Origin of the sequence: Variovorax sp. Root318D1, from assembly GCF_001424835.1 — a bacterium.
In the GTDB taxonomy this organism is placed as follows: Bacteria; Pseudomonadota; Gammaproteobacteria; order Burkholderiales; family Burkholderiaceae_C; genus Variovorax.
This window is the reverse complement of record NZ_LMCQ01000012.1, coordinates 115,258-134,759: the sequence shown is the minus strand read 5'-3', so window position 1 is coordinate 134,759 and position 19,502 is coordinate 115,258. Positions and strand designations below refer to the sequence as shown.

17 protein-coding genes are annotated in these 19,502 nt (G+C 67.2%); 11 read left to right on the top strand and 6 right to left on the bottom strand.

Annotated features, from left to right (window positions below; translation table 11 throughout):
• Positions 1-9 precede the first annotated feature (9 nt).
• The 7 genes from ASC78_RS10880 (at position 10) to ASC78_RS10850 (ending at position 10,009) form a co-directional block, all read left to right on the top strand.
• A complete protein-coding gene (locus ASC78_RS10880) occupies positions 10-1,233 on the top strand; it encodes a DUF445 domain-containing protein (RefSeq protein WP_055800607.1) in 1,224 nt (407 codons plus the stop codon).
• Positions 1,234-1,350: 117 nt separating this feature from the next.
• Positions 1,351-3,003 (top strand): Vgb family protein, encoded by a 1,653-nt coding sequence (locus ASC78_RS10875; protein ID WP_055800604.1) that lies wholly within the window; start codon positions 1,351-1,353, stop codon positions 3,001-3,003.
• 129 nt (positions 3,004-3,132) lie between these two features.
• Entirely contained in the window at positions 3,133-4,743 is a 1,611-nt protein-coding gene (locus ASC78_RS10870) for an acyl-CoA carboxylase subunit beta (RefSeq protein ID WP_055800600.1), read from the top strand.
• Complete coding sequence (locus tag ASC78_RS10865; RefSeq protein WP_055800597.1) at positions 4,740-6,689, top strand: acetyl/propionyl/methylcrotonyl-CoA carboxylase subunit alpha; 1,950 nt, start codon at positions 4,740-4,742, stop codon at positions 6,687-6,689. The genes ASC78_RS10870 and ASC78_RS10865 overlap by 4 nt, the downstream gene beginning before the upstream one ends.
• Before the next feature lie 43 nt (positions 6,690-6,732).
• Complete coding sequence (locus ASC78_RS10860; RefSeq protein WP_055800592.1) at positions 6,733-7,650, top strand: SDR family oxidoreductase; 918 nt, start codon at positions 6,733-6,735, stop codon at positions 7,648-7,650.
• Positions 7,651-7,664: 14 nt separating this feature from the next.
• Positions 7,665-8,825 carry an acyl-CoA dehydrogenase family protein gene (locus ASC78_RS10855; RefSeq protein WP_055800590.1) on the top strand — a complete coding sequence of 387 codons (1,161 nt, stop codon included), beginning with the start codon at positions 7,665-7,667 and terminating at the stop codon, positions 8,823-8,825.
• A 17-nt stretch (positions 8,826-8,842) separates the two neighbouring features.
• The gene (locus ASC78_RS10850; RefSeq protein ID WP_055800586.1) at positions 8,843-10,009 is read left to right on the top strand and encodes an acyl-CoA dehydrogenase family protein; all 1,167 of its coding nucleotides are present in this window, start codon (positions 8,843-8,845) and stop codon (positions 10,007-10,009) included.
• 8 nt (positions 10,010-10,017) lie between these two features.
• Here the strand turns inward: ASC78_RS10850 and ASC78_RS10845 are convergent, their stop codons facing one another.
• The gene (locus ASC78_RS10845; protein WP_055800583.1) at positions 10,018-11,289 is read right to left on the bottom strand and encodes a DEAD/DEAH box helicase; all 1,272 of its coding nucleotides are present in this window, start codon (positions 11,287-11,289) and stop codon (positions 10,018-10,020) included.
• 62 nt (positions 11,290-11,351) lie between these two features.
• Here ASC78_RS10845 and ASC78_RS10840 point away from each other — a divergent pair, with 62 nt between their 5' ends.
• The 3 genes from ASC78_RS10840 to ASC78_RS10835 all read left to right on the top strand — a co-directional run bounded on the left by ASC78_RS10840 (position 11,352) and on the right by ASC78_RS10835 (position 12,559).
• Positions 11,352-11,726 carry a translation initiation factor Sui1 gene (locus tag ASC78_RS10840; RefSeq protein ID WP_055800580.1) on the top strand — a complete coding sequence of 125 codons (375 nt, stop codon included), beginning with the start codon at positions 11,352-11,354 and terminating at the stop codon, positions 11,724-11,726.
• A 5-nt stretch (positions 11,727-11,731) separates the two neighbouring features.
• The gene (locus ASC78_RS26995) at positions 11,732-11,965 is read left to right on the top strand and encodes a DUF3820 family protein (protein WP_082517498.1); all 234 of its coding nucleotides are present in this window, start codon (positions 11,732-11,734) and stop codon (positions 11,963-11,965) included.
• Between the two features lie 180 nt (positions 11,966-12,145).
• Positions 12,146-12,559 carry an RNA recognition motif domain-containing protein gene (locus tag ASC78_RS10835; protein WP_055800576.1) on the top strand — a complete coding sequence of 138 codons (414 nt, stop codon included), beginning with the start codon at positions 12,146-12,148 and terminating at the stop codon, positions 12,557-12,559.
• Between the two features lie 91 nt (positions 12,560-12,650).
• Here ASC78_RS10835 and chrA read toward each other — a convergent pair whose 3' ends face one another.
• Both chrA and ASC78_RS10825 read right to left on the bottom strand, forming a co-directional pair.
• Complete coding sequence (gene chrA, locus ASC78_RS10830) at positions 12,651-13,997, bottom strand: chromate efflux transporter (protein ID WP_055800571.1); 1,347 nt, start codon at positions 13,995-13,997, stop codon at positions 12,651-12,653.
• Between the two features lie 22 nt (positions 13,998-14,019).
• The gene (locus ASC78_RS10825; RefSeq protein WP_055800568.1) at positions 14,020-14,778 is read right to left on the bottom strand and encodes a TSUP family transporter; all 759 of its coding nucleotides are present in this window, start codon (positions 14,776-14,778) and stop codon (positions 14,020-14,022) included.
• Positions 14,779-15,194: 416 nt separating this feature from the next.
• On the opposite strand from ASC78_RS10825, the gene ASC78_RS10820 reads away from it, so the two are divergent.
• Positions 15,195-15,494, top strand: a complete 300-nt coding sequence (locus ASC78_RS10820; protein WP_055800565.1) for a hypothetical protein — start codon at positions 15,195-15,197, stop codon at positions 15,492-15,494.
• Between the two features lie 13 nt (positions 15,495-15,507).
• Here ASC78_RS10820 and ASC78_RS10815 read toward each other — a convergent pair whose 3' ends face one another.
• The 3 genes from ASC78_RS10815 to ASC78_RS10805 form a co-directional block, all read right to left on the bottom strand.
• Positions 15,508-17,181: a thiamine pyrophosphate-binding protein gene (locus ASC78_RS10815; RefSeq protein ID WP_055800562.1), complete on the bottom strand. Its 1,674-nt coding sequence runs from the start codon at positions 17,179-17,181 to the stop codon at positions 15,508-15,510.
• Positions 17,182-17,332: 151 nt separating this feature from the next.
• Positions 17,333-18,577: a pyridoxal phosphate-dependent aminotransferase gene (locus ASC78_RS10810; protein WP_055800559.1), complete on the bottom strand. Its 1,245-nt coding sequence runs from the start codon at positions 18,575-18,577 to the stop codon at positions 17,333-17,335.
• Positions 18,574-19,479, bottom strand: a complete 906-nt coding sequence (locus ASC78_RS10805) for an amino acid ABC transporter substrate-binding protein (RefSeq protein WP_055800557.1) — start codon at positions 19,477-19,479, stop codon at positions 18,574-18,576. The genes ASC78_RS10810 and ASC78_RS10805 overlap by 4 nt, the downstream gene beginning before the upstream one ends.
• Between the last annotated feature and the right edge of the window lie 23 nt (positions 19,480-19,502).

Below are 19,502 nucleotides of genomic sequence, written 5' to 3'. Positions count from 1 at the left end.
TTGGACCGCATGAAGCGCGTTGCGCTCGGCCTGCTGTGCGCCGCCGCGCTGCTCTATGCGCTGGCCAGCGCGCTGCATGGGCAGCACCCCGCCTGGGGCTACGTGGCCGCCTTTGCCGAGGCCGCGATGGTCGGAGCGATTGCCGATTGGTTCGCGGTGGTGGCGCTGTTCCGGCACCCGCTCGGCCTGCCGATTCCGCACACCGCGATCATCCCGAGCAACAAGGACCGCATCGGCGCCAAGCTGGCCGGCTTCATCTGCAACAACTTCCTGAGCACCGCGCAGGTGCTTGCCAAGCTGCGGCAGTTCAATGCGGCCGGCCGGCTGGCCGACTGGCTCGCGCGACCGGCCAGCGGCGAGAAGCTCGGCGAATGGGGCGTGGCGGCGGCGCGCTATGGTCTCTCGGCATTCGACGACGAGCGCGTGCGCGCCTTCATGGGACGCGCCGCCGCGGCAGGCCTCGAGAAGATCGATCTCTCTCGCCTGATGGGCCAAGCGCTGGACGCACTCACGGCCGGCGGGCGCCACCAGGCGCTGCTGGACGACGTGCTGCAGCAGGTGGCTGGCCTGCTCGAAGGCGAAGAGGTGCAGTCGCATATCACCGAAGCCATTGCGCGCGAGATCAAGACTCTGCGCTACGTGGGCCTTGACCAGGTGGCGGCCAAGCTCGCGACACGCAAGATCGTGGCGGCCGTGGCCCGCACCATCGCCGAGCTGGCGGCCGAGCCCGACCACCCCATGCGCAAGCGCTTCGATCACTTCGTCGATGACTTCGTGGTGCGGCTCAAGCTCGACCCCGAGTTCCAGCAGCGCGGCGAGCAGATCCGAGCCGAGCTGATGGCGCACCCTGCCCTCGGCGACTATCTGCACAGCATCTGGGGCGAGCTCCTGGCCTGGCTGCACGACGATCTCGGCCGCGGCGACTCGACGATCGGCCGGCGTATCGCATCGATGGCCGGCGCGCTGGGCCAGCGGCTGCAGGCCGACGAGGCGATCCGCCACTGGATCAACGAGCAGATCGAAGCGGCCGCGCCGCTGGCCATCGAGCGCTATCGCGAGGACATCCGCCGCTACATCGAGGAGCGCGTCGGCGAATGGAACGCGAGCGAGATGACCGACGAGCTGGAGCGCCACATCGGGCGGGACCTGCAGTTCATCCGGATCAACGGCACGCTGGTGGGCGGCTTGGTGGGCCTCCTGATTCACACGGTGACGCAGCTTTTGCGCGGGTGAACGGCGCGCAACCGCGGGTAATCCGCAGCGGACGAAAGTGCGCATGTCGCGGTGGAGATTGCGCCACTGCCCCTTCCTCCTTCTAGACTGCGCGCGCATTCACCAGAAGGAGAAGACATGCCCCGTCGCCCGTTTTGCGCCGCCGCGCTGATTGCCATGTTCGCGCTGCTGGGCGCCTGCGGAAGCCTCGCACCGAAGCCACCGCCCACACGGCCCTCGTCGTGGTCCGAGCCCGAAGCGCTGGTGCCGCCGTCATCGTTCGCCGGGGTCCACGGGCTGGCCATCGATTCGAAGGGTCGGCTGCTCGCAGGCTCGGTACTGGGCAATACGCTGTGGGAGGTCGACCGCAACACCGGCGCGGCCAAGGTCTTGATCGATGCGCCGGAAGGGCAGGCCGACGACATCGCCGTCGGTCCCAAGGGCGAGCTGGCGTGGACCAACTACCTCATGGGCATGCTGCGCTACCGCGAGGCCGATGGCGCGCCGATGCGCGTGCTCGCCAAGGACCTGCCCGGCCTCAACTCGCTGGACTTCGATCGCCGCAACCACAAGCTCTATGCCTCGCAGGTGTTTTTGGGCGATGCGCTGTGGGAGATCGACCGCATGGGCCAGAAGCCGCCGCGGCTCATCAAGAAGGACATGGGCGGTTTCAACGGCTTCGAGGTCGGGCCGGACGGCATGCTCTATGGGCCGCTGTGGTTCAAGGGCCAGGTCGTGAAGATCGACCCGGCCAACGGCAACATGACCGTGATCGCCGACGGCTTCAAGATTCCCGCGGCTGCCAATCTCGACGGCAAGGGCAATCTTTGGGTGGTCGATGCGCGCAGCGGCGAACTGGTCAAGGTGGACCTCGCCACCGGCCGCAAGACTGTCGCCAAGCAGCTGCGCCCCTCGCTCGACAACCTCGCCATTGCGCCCGACGGCACGATCTACGTGTCGAACATGGCCAACAACGAAATCCAGGCCTTCGATCCCGCCACCGGCGCGCTGCGCACGCTCACCAGTGGCAAGCTCGCGGCGCCCGCCGGCCTCAAGATCGACGGCCACACGCTCTGGGTGGCCGACGTGTTCGGCTTTCGTCAGGTGAACGTGCGCACGGGCGAAGTGCGCGACGTGTTCCGCATGCAGCGCGATCCCGGGCTCGACTACCCCTTCGCGGTCGGCGTCTCGGGCACGCTCTTCGCGCTGACCTCGTGGTTCACGGGCACGGTGCAGCTGGTCGATCGCCAGACGCTCAGGACCGTCGAAACCATCCACGGGCTGAAGGCGCCTTTCGATGCCATCCCCATGCCCGATGGCAGCGTGATCTATGCCGAGATTGCCACCGGCACCATCACCCGTGCGCGGGGCCTTCATTTTGCAGAGAAGCAAGTGCTCGCCAGCGGCCTGGGCGGGCCGGTGCAGATGATCGTCGGGCAGGACGGCGCGCTGTACGTGAGCGAGGCCGCGGGCAAGCTGACGCGCATTCCACTCGATGCCAGCGCCCCGCTGCGCGCCATCGCAGAAGGCCTTGCACTGCCGGAAGGTGTGGCCCAGACACCGTGGGGCAGCTTCGTCGTGGCCGAAAGCGCGGCGCGCCGGTTGGTGGAGATCGACCCTTCCAACGGATCCCGCCGTACGGTGGCGGAAAACCTGCCGATCGGGCTGGCCGGCGGCCCGGGCTTGCCGCCGCCTTATGTGGTCACCGGGGTCGCGGTGGGACGCGACGGAACCATCTACATGTCAGCCGACCGAAACAACGCGATCTATCGGATTCGCCCGAAATTCTGAGGCGGGACAAGACTCGTGGTCGAGCGTCCCGTGACGCTTGTGGGCCGCACCAGCCAATTGGCGCAAGCCGGGCACGCAGCGGCGTCCTAGAGTCGGTGCAGAGCGAAAGCGTTCTGCACTGACTCTTCCATGCCCGCCATCGAATCCCGGCTGCACACGGCCAGCGAATCCTTCCAGGCCCACCGCGCCAGCATGCTGGCGCTGCTCGGACAGGTGCGGTCGCACGAGGCGCGCGCTGCGGCGGCCTCGAATGCGTCGGCCGAGCGCTTCGCCAGGCGTGGCCAGCTGCTGCCGCGCGAGCGCCTCGCACTGCTGCTCGACACCGGCGCGCCCTTTCTGCCGCTGGCCTCGCTCGCGGGGCTGGGCCACGACAACGAAGACCTCGGCAAGAGCGTGCCCGGCGGCGGCGTGATCGCGGGCATCGGCCGGGTCTCGGGCGTGCGCTGCATGGTCAGCGCGTCCGACTCGGGCATTGACGCCGGCGCGCTGCAGCCCATGGGCCTGGACAAGCAACTGCGCGTGCAGGAGATCGCGCTAGAAAACAAGCTCCCCTATGTGCAGCTGGTGGAGAGCGCGGGCGCCAACCTCATGCAATACCGCGTGCAGGATTTCGTGCGCGGCGGCGGCATCTTCCGCAACCTGGCGCGACTCTCCGCCGCGGGGTTGCCGGTGGTGACTGTGACGCACGGCTCGTCGACCGCGGGCGGCGCCTACCAGACCGGGCTTTCAGACTACATCGTGATGGTGCGCGACCGCACCCGCGCCTTCCTGGCCGGACCACCGTTGCTGAAGGCGGCGACTGGCGAGATCGCCACCGAAGAGGAGCTGGGCGGCGCCGTGATGCATACCCACGTCTCCGGCCTTGGCGACTACCTGGCCGAGGACGACCGCGACGCGATACGCATCGCGCGCTCGATTCTCGGCGGCATTGATTGGGCCCGCGACGAGGCGCCGCGCCGGTTCGCACCGCCGCTGTACGAGGCCGAAGAACTGCTCGGCATCATGCCGAGCGATGGGCGGCGGCCAGTGGACATGCGCGAGGTCATCGCGCGCATTGCCGACGGCTCCGAGTTCCTCGAATTCAGCGAGCACTATGGCAGCGCCACGGTGTGCGGGCACATGCGGCTCGAAGGCCACGCAGTGGGCATCGTCACCAACAACGGGCCCATCGACTCCGATGGCGCGACCAAGGCCACGCACTTCATCCAGGCCTGCTGCCAATCGCGCACGCCCATCGTCTACCTGCAGAACATCACGGGCTACATGGTGGGCCGCGCACACGAAGAGGCCGGCATCATCAAGCACGGCGCCAAGATGATCCAGGCCGTGACCAGCGCCACCGTGCCGCAGATCACGCTGCACTGCGGCGCCTCGTACGGCGCGGGCAACTACGGCATGTGCGGCCGCGGCTTTGCGCCGCGCTTCTGCTTCTCGTGGCCGAACGCGCGCACCGCGGTGATGGGGGGCGAGCAGGCGGCACAGACCATGGCCATCGTGATGGAAGCTGGCATGTCTCGCAAGGGAACGGTCGACCGCGCGAAGATCGACGCCATGCAGCGGCAGATCGTCGAGCGCTTCGAACGCCAGACCAGCGTGTTCACCACCAGCGCACTGCTGCTCGACGACGGCGTGATCGACCCGCGCGACACGCGCGCGGTGCTGGCGGAAGTGCTTGCTGTCTGCCGCGACGCCGATTCGCGCGTGCCGCAGGCGATGCAGTTTTCGGTGGCGCGGCCATGAGCTTCAACAAGATCCTCATCGCCAACCGCGGCGAAATCGCCGTGCGCGTGATGCGCACCGCGCGCGCCATGGGCCATCGCACGGTGGCCGTGTGTTCGACCGTAGATGCCGATGCGGAGCATGTGCGGCAAGCAGACCAGGCCGTGTGCATCGGCGAGCCGCTGCCCGCGCAAAGCTACCTGAACATCGCCGCCATCATCGAGGCCGCGCATGCCAGCGGTGCCGAGGCGGTGCACCCGGGATACGGCTTCCTGGCCGAGAACGCGGACTTCGCGCAGGCCTGCCTCGATGCCGGCCTCGTCTTCATCGGCCCCTCGGCCGATGCCATTCGCGCCATGGGCGACAAGGCCGGTGCCAAGCGGCTGATGCAGGCGGCGGGCGTGCCGTGCATCCCGGGGTACCAAGGTGAGGACCAGCGCACGGCCACGCTCGCGGCGGAGGCGGAACGCATCGGCTGGCCGGTGATGATCAAGGCGACGGCCGGCGGTGGCGGGCGAGGCATGCGGTTCGTACCTTCGGCCGCGGCGTTTGCAGAACTGCTGCAAAGCGCCCAGTCCGAGGCTCTGCATGCCTTCGGTGACGCGACCGTGATTCTGGAGCGCGCGATCGTTGCGCCTCGGCACATCGAGATCCAGGTGTTTGCCGACCGGCACGGGAACGCCATCCACCTCGGCGAACGCGATTGCTCGGTGCAGCGCCGGCACCAGAAGGTGATCGAGGAATCGCCTTCGCCGGCGGTGTCACCAGCCTTGCGCGAACGCATGGGCGCGACGGCCGTGGCCGCAGCCAAGGCTATCGGCTATGAAGGCGCGGGCACGCTCGAGTTCCTGCTCGACGCCGAAGGCCAGTACTGGTTCATGGAAATGAATACGCGGCTGCAGGTGGAGCATCCGGTGACCGAGGCGGTGACCGGGCTCGACCTGGTCGAACTGCAGCTGCGCGTTGCAGCCGGCGAACCGCTGCCGCTCGAACAGCAAGACGTGCGTATGGACGGCCACGCCATCGAGGTCCGGCTCTGCGCCGAAGACCCGCAACAGGGCTTCATGCCGCAAAGCGGCACGCTCGCCGCATGGCGGCCTTCGCCGGCCCTGCGCGTCGAGCATGCACTGCGTGATGGCGCAGCGGTGCCGCCCTTCTACGACTCGATGATCGCGAAGCTCGTGGCGCACGGCCGCACACGCGACGAAGCGAGGCATCGGCTGGTCGCCGGGCTGCAGGACACGGTGGCCTTGGGCATCGCGACCAACCAGCAGCTCTTGCAGCGCGCCCTTTCGCATCCTGTGTTTGCCGATGGCAAGGCGACGACGGCCTTCATTGCCGAGCACGCCGATGCTTTGCTCGCGCCTGATGCCGCCACGGAAGAGCGCGCCGTATGGCTGGCCGCGCTGCTGCTTCAACTGGGCGAGCGCGGATGGCCTTCTCCGATTGCGCACACGCTGCCCAACGCCTTGCGTTTTGGACTCAATGGCAAGGTGCATGCGGTGCGGGTGACGCCGCGGGGCCCAGGTCGTTTCGATGTCGCCGTCGAGGCATCGCCGCCCACCCGCGTCGAGCTGCTCTCGCTGTCCGGCGATGGCCACATGCGCTTCTTGTGCGGCGGCGTCTCGGAGCATGCTTGGGCGGTGCGCACATCCGCCGATCGATCGTGGTTCCATTTTCGCGGCCAGGCCTTCGAACTGCAGGACCTCACGCATGTCGCCGTGCCCCGCGCCGAAGCCGCAAGCGGCGACGGCCTGCTTCGCGCCTCGATGAACGGCCGCGTCATTGCGCTGCTGGTGGCGGAAGGCGATGCCGTCGCCGCCGGCCAGCCGCTCGTCACGCTCGAAGCGATGAAGATGGAGCATGTGCACTGCGCGCCGCGTGCCGGCCGCGTTGCCGCGCTGCATGTGGCGGTGGGCGCGCAGGTGGCCGCGCGCCATGTGGTGGCGGAGATTGCCGACGCATGACGGCGCACACTGCACCTTGTCAGTTATTCCGGAGGCTTTTCGAATGAGCACCTCTTCCCGCTACCGCTCCGTGTTCGCGCCCGGCCTGTTCGCCGGGCAGGTGATCGTCGTTACCGGCGGCGGCTCGGGCATCGGCCGCTGCACGGCGCACGAACTCGCATCGCTCGGCGCACAGGTGGTGCTGGTCGGCCGCAATGTGGAAAAGCTGCAGCAGGTGCAGGCCGAGATCGCAGACGCGGGCGGAAAGGCGAGCATCCAGGCCTTCGACATCCGGCAGGAAGAAGCGGTGCGCGCGGCGGTGGCCGACATCATTGCAACGCATGGCCGCATCGACGGCCTCGTCAACAACGCGGGAGGCCAGTACATCACGCCACTCGCAGCCATTTCGGCCAAGGGCTGGGAGGCGGTGATCCACACCAACCTCACGGGCGGCTTTCTCGTCGCGCGCGAATGCTTCCTGCAAAGCATGCAGGCGCACGGCGGCGCCATCGTGAACATCGTGGCCGACATGTGGGGCTCTATGCCCAACATGGGCCACAGCGGCGCCGCGCGCGCGGGCATGGTGAGCTTTACCGAAACGGCCGCGCTCGAATGGGCCGCGAGCGGCGTGCGCGTGAACGCCGTGGCGCCCGGCTACATCGCATCGAGCGGCATGGACCACTACCCGCCCGAGGCCGGCGACATGCTGCGCGCGATGCGCAACACCGTGCCCGCGGGTCGCTTCGGCAACGAGGCCGAGACCTCGGCCTCCATCGCCTTCCTGCTGAGCCCGGCCGCCAGCTTCATCAGCGGCAGTGTGCTGCGCGTGGACGGCGCGCGGCCGCAGGTGCGCATGGGCTGGCCAATGGCGTTGCCCGACGCACAGGCGCGGCAGCGCGCGGCGGTGCGGCCTTTCGACGGCTTTCATCTGGCCGAGACGCCGCGCGTGTTCAAGGACGGCGGCGAATCACCGAACGACTGATTGGAGACAACCGCATGCAGTACACCCACGAACACCTCGAGATCCAGAAGACGCTGCGCCGCTTCATCGACGACGAAATCAATCCGCACGTCGAGGAATGGGAAGAGGCCGAGATCTTCCCCGCGCACGAGGTCTTCAAGAAGCTCGGCAACCTGGGCATGCTGGGCCTCAACAAGCCCGAGGAATTTGGTGGCGCGGGGCTCGACTATTCGTATGCGATGGCGATGGCCGAGGCGCTGGGCCACGTGAGCTGCGGCGGCGTGCCGATGGCCATTGGCGTGCAAACCGACATGTGCACGCCCGCGCTCGCGCGCTTCGGCAGCGACGAACTGCGCCGCGAGTTTCTGGCACCCGCCATCGCGGGCGACACGGTCGGCTGCATCGGCGTGAGCGAGCCCGGTGCGGGCAGCGACGTGGCGGGCCTCAAGAGTCATGCGCGCAAGGACGGCGACGACTACCTCATCAGCGGCCAGAAGATGTGGATCACCAACAGCCTGCAGGCCGACTGGATGTGCATGCTGGTCAACACCGGCGATGGTCCCGTGCACCGCAACAAGTCGCTCGTGATGGTGCCGATGGACTGCCCCGGCATCGAGAAGGCGAAGAAGATCCGCAAGATCGGCATGCATTCCAGCGACACGGGGCTCATCTACTTCGACAACGTTCGCGTGCCGCAGCGCTATCGCATCGGCGAAGAGGGCCAGGGCTTCGTCTACCAGATGCAGCAGTTCCAGGAAGAGCGGCTGTGGGCCGCCGCGAGCTCGCTCGAACCGATGGAAGACTGCATCGCGCAGACCATCGAGTGGGCGCAGGAGCGCAAGATGTTCGGCGCCACGCTGGCCGACCAGCAGTGGGTGCAGTTCAAGCTGGCCGAGCTCAAGACCGAAGTAGAGGCGCTTCGCGCCCTCACCTACCGGGCCTGCGACCTGCATGTGCAAGGCGAGGACGTGCTCGAACTCGCCTCGATGGCCAAGCTCAAGACCGGCCGGCTCACGCGGCAGGTCGCCGACACCTGCCTGCAGTTCTGGGGCGGCATGGGCTTCACGCTCGAGAACCGCGTCTCGCGCCTGTACCGCGACGGCCGGCTGGGCTCCATCGGCGGCGGCGCGGATGAAGTGATGCTCGGCATCCTCGCGAAGACCATGGGCATTGCCAAACGGCCACCACGCGGCTGACGGCGGCTGAAGCGCGCATGGACGCCCAACTGCAAGCCGACCGCGCGGCGCTCGCCGATACGGTGCGGCGCTTTGCCGAGAACGAGATCGCGCCGCACGTGCAGGCCTGGGATGACGCGGGCGAGTTTCCCCGCGCGCTCTATGCGCGCGCCGCGGAGCTGGGCCTGCTCGGCCTCGGCTACCCCGAGGCATTGGGCGGCACGCCTGCTTCGTATGCGCTCAAGCTTCCCGCATGGATCGCGCTGGCACGGCACGGCAAGAGCGGCGGCGTGCTCGCCAGCCTCTTCTCGCACAACATCGGCCTGCCGCCGGTGGTGCTGCATGCGACCGATGCCGTGCGCGCCGAGGTCGTGCCGCCGGTGCTGCGCGGCGAGAAGATCTCGGCGCTTGCCATCACCGAGCCCGGCGGCGGCTCCGACGTGGCGGCATTGCGCACCACGGCAAAGCGCGACGGAGAACACTACGTGGTGAACGGCGAAAAGACCTTCATCACCTCCGGCATGCGCGCCGACTGGATCACGGTGGCCGTGCGCACCGGCGAGGAACGCGGCGCGGGCGGCATCTCGATGCTGCTGGTGCCCGGCGATGCGGCCGGCCTCACGCGCACGCGCCTCGCGAAGATGGGCTGGTGGTGCTCCGACACCGCGCAGCTGCATTTCGACAACGTGCGTGTGCCCGCACGCTACCTTCTAGGGAACGAAGGCGGAGGCTTCCGCATGGTCATGGGCAACTTCAATGGCGAGCGCATCGGGCTGGCCGCGGGCGCGCTCGGCTTCGCACAGGCCTGCTTCGACGAAGCGCTGTCCTGGTCGCAGGGGCGCAAGACATTCGGCGCCGCGCTCATCGAGCACCAGGCAGTGCGGCACAAGCTGGTCGACATGCAGATGCGCATTGCCTCCACCGAGGCCTGGCTGGAGGCTGTGTCGGCCGAAGGCGATGCGCACGAAGCGGCTGGCCGCTTCAACGCGCCTGAATGGGTCGCACAGGCCTGCATGCTCAAGAACCACGCCACGCAGACCATGCAGTTCTGCGCCGACCAGGCGGTGCAGATACTCGGCGGCATGGGCTTCATGCGCGGCACGGTGAGCGAGCGCGTCTACCGCGAAGTGAAGGTCATGATGATCGGCGGCGGCGCCGAGGAGATCATGAAGGAGCTGGCGGCGCGGCAGCTGGGCTGGCTCTAGACCCGGAGTCAGTCGTTCTGCTCGCTTTCGCCTGGCCGGCCCGCGGCCAGTGCGTTCGCCGCGCGCAGCTTGTCCTTCTTGCTCGGCCGCTTGCCCTTGATACCGCCGGTGCCCGAGGCATCGACCATCGGCACGGCGGCTTCGGTCGGCTCGAAACCTTCGATGCGCTCGCGCGGAAGGCTGAGGCCCTGGCGCTTCTCGATGAGGCGGAAGTGCGCCTCGGTGGCCGCGCTCACGAAGCTGATGGCCAGCCCGCTTTCGCCGGCACGGCCGGTGCGGCCGATACGGTGGATGTAGTCGGTGGGCGAACGCGGCAGGTCGTAGTTGATCACCACCGGCAGCTGCGCAATGTCGATGCCGCGCGCGGCCAGGTCGGTGGCAATCACCACGTCCCACCGGCTCTCCTTGAACTGGGCGAGGATGCCGGTGCGCGTGCCCTGCGCGATGTCGCCATGAAAAGGCACGGCATACACGCCGTTCTTGTAGAGCTTCTCGGCCACGGTCTGGGCCGCATGCTGCGTGGCGACGAAGACCAGCACGCGGTCCCATTCGTTTTCTTTCAGCAGGTGGCGCAGCAGCTGCGTGCGGCGGTTGGCGTCAACCTCGATCACGCGCTGCACGATGGCCGGCTCTGTGCCGGGCTCGCCCTGCACGTCGATCACCGCAGGGTCTTGCAGCGTGCCGTCGGCCAGCGCCTGGATGGCGGGCGGGAAGGTGGCGGAGAACAACAGGTTCTGGCGCCGCACCGGCAGCAGCGCGAGGATGCGGCCCAGCTCCTCGGCAAAGCCGAGGTCGAACAGGCGGTCGGCCTCGTCGAGCACGAACATGGAAACCGCGTTGAGCTTCAGCGCGTTGTGGTCCACCAGGTCGAGCAGCCGGCCCGGCGTGGCCACCACGATGTCTGCGCCGCCGCGCAGGCTCATCATCTGCGGGTTGATCGATACGCCGCCAAAGGCAATGGCGATCTTGAGCCGCTCGGGCAGGTGCTGCGCCAGGCTGCGCATCGTCTCGCCGACCTGGGCCGCGAGTTCGCGCGTGGGCACGAGCACCAGTGCGCGCACGCGGCGCGGCGACTGCGGCGATTCGGCCGCCAGGCGCTGCAGCAGCGGAAGAGAAAATGCGGCAGTCTTGCCGGAACCAGTCTGCGCCGAGCCCCGCACGTCGCGGCCTTGCAGAATGGCGGGAATGGCCGCAGCCTGGATGGCGGTCGGCGCGGCATAGCCGCTTTCGGCGGCAGCCTGCACGAGCGCGGGGGCCAGGCCCAGTGAGTCGAATGGCATGTGGAGAGACAGAGAAATGAAACCGGAAGCAGTGAAGACGAAGTGAAGAAGAGACCGACCGAATGGCAACGATGAAAAGCAATCAGGCCAGCGCCCTGGTGTACTCCACCGAGGCGGGCGGCCGCATGTGCCCCGATTGCGGCGCGCCGATGGCGCAGTGCCGCTGCAAGGAAAACAAGGCGCGCATTCCGGCCACCGATGGCATTGTGCGTGTATCGCACGAGACCAAGGGCCGCAAAGGCAAGGGCGTGACCGTGGTCAAGGGCCTCGGGCTCGATGCGGCCGCGCTCGCGGCCGTGGGCAAGCAGCTCAAGACGGCCTGCGGCTCGGGTGGCACGGTTAAGGAGGGCACCATCGAGATCCAGGGCGATCACCGCGAACTGGTGATCGCCGCCCTGGTGAAGCAGGGCCACACGGTCAAGCGCGCGGGAGGCTGAAGCGCATGAAACCCGAAGACTTGCAGCGCCTCGTCACGCTCCAAATGCCCTTTGGCAAACACAAGGGCACGCTGATTGCCGATTTGCCCGGAAATTATCTGAATTGGTTCGCCCGCGAGGGTTTTCCCTCAGGCGAGATCGGCCGGCTGCTCCATTTGATGCATGAAATAGACCACAACGGGCTTTCCGGGCTGCTCCAACCGTTGCGAAACCGCCCTTCAGGACGTGATGTTTCGTAATAACAGCGAATTTCGGCGCGCTTTTTCCAGTTCGGATTGATAATCCGGCCTACGTGTCTGTGAGCATGCTCCCGTGCACGTAATTCGGTGATCGGTCAGTTTCGCGCCACAGCGCATTTGTTTGTTGTGATTCTGGGACTCCATCGCTTTGTATTGTTGGTTTGAATTAGGAGTCCCTCAATGGGCAAGAAACTCTACGTAGGCAACCTCGCCTACTCCGTGCGTGATAACGACCTGGAACAGGCTTTCGGCGAGTTCGGCTCGATCGTCAGCGCCAAGGTCATGATGGAACGCGACACCGGCCGCTCCAAGGGCTTCGGTTTCGTGGAAATGGGCACCGACGCAGAAGCGCTGGCTGCCGTTGAAGCCATGAACGGCCATTCGCTCCAGGGCCGCGCCCTGACCGTGAACGAAGCACGTCCGATGGAAGCTCGTCCCCCCCGTACCGGTGGTGGCGGCGGCTACGGCGGCGGCGGCGGTGGTGGTGGTTACGGCGGTGGTGGTGGCGGCGGCGGCTACGGTGGTGGCGGCGGTGGCCGCAGCGGTGGTGGCGGCGGCTACGGCGGCGGCGGCGGTGGCCGCGGCGGTTACTAAGCCCTCACGCACTTACCTGCACTCATTGCGAGAGCCTCGGCTCTCCGCATGAATAAAAAGCTCCTTCGGGAGCTTTTTTTGTTTTCGCCGGTCAGCGCACGAGCAGCTGCCAGGCCATGCCGGCGAATGCGGAGGCAAGCACCACCGGGATCACGCCGGCCTTGAAGCGGAAAAGCGCGATGGCCGCAATGACCCCGATGATCGCGGAGGGAAACTCGAATGGGCCGGACAAGCCCGCGGGCCAGAGCACGTGGTAGGCGAAGAAGACAGCCAGATTGACGATCACGCCGACCACGGCCGCAGTGATGGCGGTCAGCGGGGCGGTGAACTTCAGGTTGCCATGGGTCGATTCGATGAAGGGCCCGCCCAGCAAGATGAACAGGAACGACGGCAGGAAGGTGAAGAACGTCACCACCGCCGCCGCGGCGGCCCCCGCCGCGAAGAGGGCATGTGGGCCGAACAGCGCTTGCCCCCAGCCGCCGACGAAACCCACGAACGACACCACCATGATCAGCGGGCCCGGCGTGGTTTCTCCCAGCGCCAGCCCGTCGATCATCTGCGTAGCGCTGAGCCAATGGTAGTGGTCGACCGCGCCCTGGAAAACATAGGGCAGCACCGCATAGGCGCCGCCGAAGGTCAGAAGCGCCGCCTTGGTGAAGAACCAGGCCATCTGCGTCAGCGCACCGTGCCATCCATAAAACGCCGCGAGTGCGCCAAGGGTCACGAGCCATAGCAAGAGGAAAACCGACAGCACGCGCACGAAACGGCCCCAACCGAAAAGGGCGTGCGGCGGCGTCGGCGTGTCGTCATCGATCAGCGCCGGGCCGGCCGATGCCGCGGCGGCGCCGTGCCCTCCGCCCGCTGCAAAGTAAGCCGGTGCGAAGCGGCTGCCGAAATAGCCGATGGCTCCCGCGCCCAGCACGATGAGCGGGAACGGCAACCGCAGCGCGAAGATTGCCACGAACGCGGCAACCGCAATTGCCCAGAGCCAGGGGTTCTTGAGCACCCGCGAACCGATGCGCCAGGCGGCGAACAGCACGATGGCCGTGACCGCGGGCTTGACGCCGTAGAGCAGGCCCGCCACGGCCGGCACATGGCCGTAGGCCATGTAGGCCCACGACAGCCCAATCAGGATGAAGAGCGACGGCAGCACGAAGAGCACGCCCGCCGCAATGCCGCCCCAGGTGCGGTGCATGAGCCAGCCGATGTAGGTGGCCAACTGCTGTGCCTCGGGGCCGGGCAGCAGCATGCAGTAATTGAGCGCGTGGAGAAAGCGCTTTTCCGATATCCAGCGCCGCCGCTCGACCAGTTCCTGGTGCATGAGTGCGATCTGGCCGGCCGGGCCGCCGAAGCTGATGAAGCCGAGCTTGAACCAATACATGAAGGCCTGCCAGAAGCTGACGGGTGCGGGGCGTTCAACAGGCTCTGGCAATGCCATGAAATCGGACTTTCTCGATTTGCTATCTCAGAAATGCGTCATAGGCGGTCTTCAGGATCAGCGCGCTCACGACGACGATGAACACCACCCGCACGAAGCCGGCCCCGTGCTTCAATGCAACACGCGTACCCAGCAGGCTGCCGGCCACGTTGGCCACCGCCATCACCAGCCCATAGTGCCACCAGACATGGCCCTTGAGCGCGAGCAGCAGCAGGGCCGCGGCGTTGGTGAGTGTGTTGATGACTTTGGCTGACGCGGATGCGTTGAGAAAGTCGTAGCCCATCCAGCGCACGAACAGGAAGACGAGGAAACTGCCGGCGCCGGGGCCGAAGAACCCGTCGTAGAAGCCGATGGCAAGCCCGATGGCGCAAGCCGCGAGCGTTTCCGCGCGGCCGCTGAAGCGCGGCACATGGTGGCGCCCCAGGTCCTTGCGCGCCACCGTGTAGATCAGCACGCCCACCAGCACGACCGGCAGCGCACGGCGCAGGAAATCGCCCGGGAACAGGGTCACCCCCCACGCGCCCAGCATCGAACCTGCGAAACCGACAACTGCGGCAGGCCACAAGGCGCCCCAGCGCATCTGCACCCGCTGGCTGAATTGGGCCGCCGCAGCCGCCGTGCCCCAAATCGAAGCACTTTTGTTGGTGCCCAGCAACGTGGCTGGCGGTGCCCCCGGAAATACGGCGAACAGCGCCGGCACGAGGATCAATCCGCCACCGCCCACGATCGAGTCGACAAAGCCCGCGAGCAGCGAGGCGCACGTAACCACCAGCATTTCCATGGCGAGATTGTCGCACCCGGGTCGCTATCAAAAAGGGAGCTTCATCTGAAGGCGGGGCGTGCACGAAGGCCCTCTTCGGCCACTGCGGAGACGCGCGCCAGACGACCAATAAAAAAGGCGCCGACCAGCGGCGCCTTTCAAGTTCAAGCACGGCTTCTCGAACGGAAGCCTTGAAGAATTTTTGTTGTAGACCGAATTTGTCTCCTCGGACCCTCGGCAGCACGAGCTTGGCCCGTTCGCGAGTGGGCAGACTTTAGGGGGTGCACCGGCCCAGTGCATTGGGAATAACCCGCTTTGCGGTCCCTCCAAAGGCCTCTTCGCCTACAAAAGTGTTTCGGCACGTTAATGAACGTGGTCCCACAATGTGGCACGACTTGTGCACGCAAACGGATGAGCCATTCCTAGAGGACCGCCCCATGTCCATGTCCGAAAGCGATCGCATTGCCCTCGCAGCGCGCCTTCACGTCGCGCTGCGGCGAAAGCATGGGCGCGTGACCGACACCGAATGGATGGCCACCAACGCCGAGTACGCGACGGAAATCATCCGCATGACGCGCGAACATGCCGCGGAAACCAAGGACGAGGATCTCTACCTGCTCGCCACCCGGCTCGAGCAAGCCATGGAGCCGCTGGCGCGCGCCGCACGGCTGGCGGCGCGAGCGCCCGACGGCAACCCGCCAATACCGCTGCCGCGCTTTGCGGGCGGGCTGGGCTGATTCCCTTCTTCTTTCAGCCGCCAGCGAGCGCGGCCTTGCGGATCGACTGCAGCGTGCTGCCCGGCGTGATCGCTTCCGGATCGAGCAGGCAATGCAGGATCGCGGGCTTGCCGCTCGCGCGCGCTCGCGCCAGCGCGGGGCCAAATTCCTCGGTGGTGGTGACGCGCTCGCCATGTCCGCCGAACACCTCGGCATAGCCGCGGAAGTCGGGGTTCTTGAGCTGCGTCGCGCTGATGCGGCCGGGGTAATGCTTTTCCTGGTGCATGCGGATGGTGCCGTACATGGCGTTGTCGAGCAGCACCACGATGATCGGGAGTCCGTACTGCACCGCGGTGGCGAACTCCTGGCCGTGCATCATGAAGTCGCCGTCGCCCGCGAACACCACCACCTCGCGCTGCGGCCACAGCCGCTTGGCGCCCACGCCCGCCGGCAGGCCATAGCCCATCGATCCGCTGGTGGGCGCCAGCTGGCTCGCAAACGCGCGGAACGGCCAGAAGCGGTGCACCCAGGTCGCGAAGTTGCCCGCGCCGTTGCAAAAGATGGTGTCGGCCGGCAGCACCGCGCGCAGGTGCTGCATTACCTCGCCCATCTGCAGCGGGCCCGGAATGCGAATAGGCGCCGGATCGCTCCAGCGCAGGAAGTCTTCGCGCGCGACCTGGGTCTCGGCCTGCCACACAGGCGCTGAAGCCGGGCGCAAGGCGGCCACCGCTTCGGCGAAGGCCTGCGGCGTGGCATGGATGCCCAGCGCCGGGCGGTAGAGCTTGCCGAGCTCGTCGGCATCGGCATGCACATGCACCAGCGCTTGCTTCGGCTGCGGAATGGCGAGCAGCTCATAGCCTTGGGACGGCACCTCGGACAGGCGCCCACCCACCAGCAGCACCAGATCGGCATTGCGAATGCGCTCGAGCATGCGCGGATTCGCGCCCAGGCCCAGGTCGCCCGCATAGCACGGATGCTCGGCCGACAACAGCATCTGGCGGCGGAACGAGCAGTACACCGGCAGCGAGAACGCCTCGGCGAACCCCGCGAACTGCCGGGCCGCGGCCTCGGACCAGCGGCTACCGCCCAGGATGACCACGGGCCGCTGAGCCCGCGACAGGCGCTGCTGCAGCTCGGCGATCTGCGCCGCGCCAGGATGGGTTTCGACCACCGCGTAAGGCTGCGCATCGGCCACCGTGGCGGCTTCGGTCAGCATGTCTTCCGGCAGCGCGATCACCACCGGGCCGGGCCGGCCCGAGGTGGCGACATGGAAGGCGCGCGACACCAGCTCGGGCACGCGAGCCGGATCGTCAATCTGCACCACCCATTTCGCCATGGTGCCGAACACCGCGCCATAGTCCAGCTCCTGGAAGGCTTCGCGGCCCAGCGCCTCGCGCGCGACCTGGCCCACGAAGAGCAGCAGCGGCGTCGAATCCTGGTGCGCGATGTGCACGCCGGCCGCCGCGTTGGTGGCGCCCGGCCCGCGCGTGACGAAGCACACGCCCGGCTTGCCGGTGAGCTTGCCCTGCGCCTCGGCCATCATCGTGGCGCCGCCCTCCTGGCGGCACACCGTCACGTCGATGGATGCGTCGTGCAGCGCGTCGAGCACGGCCAGGAAACTTTCACCGGGCACGCAGAAGAGCTGCTCGACGCCGTGGGTGATGAGCTGGTCGACCAGGATCTGGCCGCCGGTGCGGGAAGAAGTCATGCTGTGTCCAATGCAATGAAGGTCTTTGTATTCGCTCCTTCCCCCTCTGGGGGAAGGCTGGGATGGGCGCAGACGGCATCAACCACACCGACGGTGACAGAGACGCCGCTTGCCCCTACCCCTGCCCTCCCCCGGAAGGGGAGGGAGTAATTCATGTGAGAGCTTCGCATGCCGCGGCAATGCGTGCACACGCCTCCTCGAGCTGCGCCATCGACGTGGCGTACGAAATGCGGAAATACGGCGCCAGCCCGAACACGCTTCCCGGCACCACCGCCACTTCGAAATCCTGCAGCAGGTAGTTGCAGAAGTCGCTGTCTGTCTGCAGCAGCATGCCGTTCTGGGTGCGCCGGCCGAGCACGCCGGCGCAGCTCGCAAAGGTATAGAAGGCACCTTCGGGCACGCGGCAATGCAGCCCCGGGGCGCGGTTCAATGCGGCCACCACAAAGTCGCGCCGCGCCTGGAAATCGGCGCACCGCTCGGCGACGATGTCTTGCGGCCCGGTCAACGCCTCGATCGCTGCGGCCTGGCTCACCGACGACGGGCACGAGGTCGACTGGCTCTGCACCACCGCCATCGCCGCAATCAGCGCGTGCGGCCCCGCTCCGTAGCCCACGCGCCAGCCGGTCATCGCATAGGCCTTCGACACACCGTTGATGGTGAGGGTGCGGTCGCGCAACCGCGGCTCCACGGCCACCGGCGTGGCGAAGGCCAGGCCGTCGTAGAGGATGTGTTCGTAGATGTCGTCGGCCAGCACCCACACCTTGGGATGCCGCAGCAGCACCTCGCACAGCGGCGCGAACTGCGCCGCGCTGTAGGCCGCGCCGCTCGGGTTCGACGGCGAGTTCAGGAAGAGCCAGCGCGTGCGCGGCGTGATGACGGCCTCAAGCTGCGCGGCTTCCAGCCGAAAGCCATTGGCCTCGCTGCAAGGCACGCTCACCGGCACGCCACCGCAGATCTGCACGATGTCCGCGTAGGAGGTCCAGTAAGGCGCGGGCAATATCACCTCGTCGCCCGGATTCAGGCTGGCCATCAGCGCGTTGAAGATGACCTGCTTGGCGCCCGCGCCCACGCTGATCTCGTCCAGCGCAAAGTCCAGCGCGTTGTCGCGCTTGAACTTGAACTGCACAGCGGCCTTCATGGCTGGACTGCCGTCGAGCACCGTGTAACGCGTGTCGCCCCGCTCCATCGCGCGGGCCGCGGCGGCGCGAATGTGCTCGGGCGTATCGAAGTCCGGCTCGCCCGCGCCCAGCACGATCACCGGCCGGCCGGCGCGCTTGAGAGCGTTGGCATGGTCGGTGATGCGCAGGATTTCCGACACGCCGATGGCGCGCACGCGCTCTGCGGGCTCGAACGCGGAGGACGAAGAAAGCGCGGAATCGAGAACGGCGGATGTCACTTCGCGTAGGTCTCCAGCGGCTTGTCGTTGGGTTCGGCGATGAGCTGCTTCAAGGCCGCGCTCATCGGCAGGTTGAGGCTGGTGTTCTTCGGCGGAATGGGCGCGACGAACCACTTGGTGTAGATCTTCTCGAGCTCGCCGCTCTTCATGAGGCGGCGCAGCGCATCGTCCACCGCGGTCTTGAAGGCCGGGTCGTCCTTGCGGAACAGCAGCGCGATGGGCTCGGAGCCCAGCGGATCGCCGACGATGCGGTAGGCGGCCGGGCTCTTCGAATTCGCGATGATGCCGGCGAGCAGGTTGTCGTCGAGCACGAAGGCATCTGCGCGGCCCGACTCCATCAGCAGGAAGCTCTCGAGGTGGTCCTTGCCTAGCATCGTGGTGATGGTGGTGTTCTGCGCGCGCTCGCGCTTGCGCAGCAGCTGCACGGCCGTGGTGCCGGTGGAAGCCGACACGGTGCGGCCCGCCAGCTGGTCGAGCGAGTTGATGCCCGAATCGACGCGCGTGGCCATGCGCACCTCGCTCACATAGGTGGTGAGCGCGAAAGCCACCTGCTGCTGGCGCGCGGTGTTGTTGGTGGTGGGGCCGCAGCCGATGTCGAGCGTGCCGTTCTGCACCAGCGGAATGGTGTTCTGCGCCGTCACGGCCATGTATTCGAGCTTGGCCGAGGGCGCGATGTCCTTCAGCACGCGCTCGCACAGCTCGACGTGGTAGCCCACGTATTTGTCGTTCGCACCCAGCATGTAGGCCATGGGCGGCGAAGCCTCGCGCACGCCGAGCACGGCCTTGCCGCTGCTCTTGATCTTGTCGAGCGTGCCACCGGTGGGCGCCTGCTGCGCCGAGGCGCCGAATGCGAGCGCGAGCAGCGTTGCGGCGATGGCGAGGGTCTTCAATTGCATCTTCATGTCCTCTGTCTCCTTGGTTGTTT